Origin of the sequence: Candidatus Jidaibacter acanthamoeba (assembly GCF_000815465.1) — a bacterium.
Lineage (GTDB): Bacteria > Pseudomonadota > Alphaproteobacteria > Rickettsiales > Midichloriaceae > Jidaibacter > Jidaibacter acanthamoebae.
Genome location: NZ_JSWE01000128.1, coordinates 1 through 1,494, shown reverse-complemented (window position 1 = coordinate 1,494; position 1,494 = coordinate 1). Strand labels below are relative to the sequence as shown.

At 32.9% G+C, this 1,494-nt stretch carries 2 protein-coding genes; both read left to right on the top strand.

The window, feature by feature from the left end; all coding sequences use genetic code 11:
• Nucleotides 1-191 (top strand): hypothetical protein (locus tag NF27_RS12490; protein ID WP_410518031.1); only part of this gene is annotated, 191 nt, incomplete at its 5' end.
• Between the two features lie 309 nt (nucleotides 192-500).
• Entirely contained in the window at nucleotides 501-1,472 is a 972-nt protein-coding gene (locus NF27_RS06820; RefSeq protein WP_039455504.1) for an IS110 family RNA-guided transposase, read from the top strand.
• The last annotated feature ends 22 nt before the right edge of the window (nucleotides 1,473-1,494 follow it).

Genomic DNA, 1,494 nt, shown 5'->3' with positions numbered 1-1,494 from the left:
TAAAATGGAAAACCAAAGATGCTATGGGTTATCATAGTTATAAAACAGCATATAATACCATCCGAGGTATTGAGACAATCAACATGTTATTCAAGGGCCAGCTTTATCACTTGCATAAGTGCTCTGCTATAAATATTAAATACTTTATTGAAAGACAATTTAACTTACCAACTCCTGCTTATATTTTCTAAAAACCCTCATAAAACTAGATAACTTCTTCCTTCAATTCCATTCTTTGCAACATGTATGATAAAGGAGCAGGTTAAGAAATGCTTGCAAGTAAGGCTACAAAGGGATTAGCTGACCTTTGAGGTTAGGAAGAGGAGATTCTGGTTCGCAACAAAGATTATTTAAATCTGTGGTAGTGATAAGCACCCTCTTCCAAAGGATCTTAAGCTGGACGGTATCTAAGAAAAGCTCTTAAGAAGCTTATTCTGTATTAACATGGTTAGCTATAGATTTTTTTTACATAGATAAAAAAATAATGCAAGGTAGAAGTTATGTTTGAAGGAACTCTAGGTATAGATATATCAAAGAAAGAACTAGCTGTAGCTTTGATAATTGGAAATAAAATTAGTAAGAACAAATTTGCTAATAATCAACAAGGATTTGCCAAACTTAACCAATGGTTGAGTATAAAAGCAATTAAGGATCTAAAAGTATGTATGGAAGCAACAGGTAGCTATGGTGATGAAGTAGCGGAGTTTTTATATAATCAAGGATATAGTGTAAGTATAATTAACCCGGCTTGCATTAAAGCTTATGCGTCAAGTAAACTAAAGAGGCATAAAACTGATGAAGTTGATGCTGTACTTATTGCTGAGTATGCTAATAAGAATGAATTACACCCCTATAAACCTAGGGATAGTATGCTTAAGAAATTAAGGAGCTTTTATCGTTGTCAGCAAAACCTTAAAATCCAACGTACCCAAGTTTCAAATTACCTTGAAAATGAGCATACCTTACCTGACTCTATAAGTATAATATATAGGAGATTGTTAAATGAAATAGATCTGCAAATTAAAAGTATAGACTTACTTATTGATGAATTACTAACTAACAATTCTACACTAAAAGAGCACTGCGAGAATTTGCAAAGTATACCGGGAGTTGGAAAGATTACTGCTATTGCTATACTATCTGAAGTTCCTGACTTCTCTTCTTTTAACAGTGCAAGACAACTAGCTGCATATGCAGGACTTACTCCTAAACAAAATACTTCTGGCACTTCAGTAAGAGGTAAATCAAGATTGTCAAAAATAGGCTCTTCGAACTTAAGAAAAGCTTTATATTTTCCTGCTATCTCAGCTAAATCACACAACTCAATAGTCAAAGAATTTGCCAATAAATTAAAAAACAGAGGTAAAAATACCATGGTCATTATTGGAGCGATTATGAGAAAGTTACTTCATATAGCATTCGGTGTTATTAAGCATAAAACTAAATACAACTCACAAATGTTATATACTTGACTCCATACACGGTATCACTACC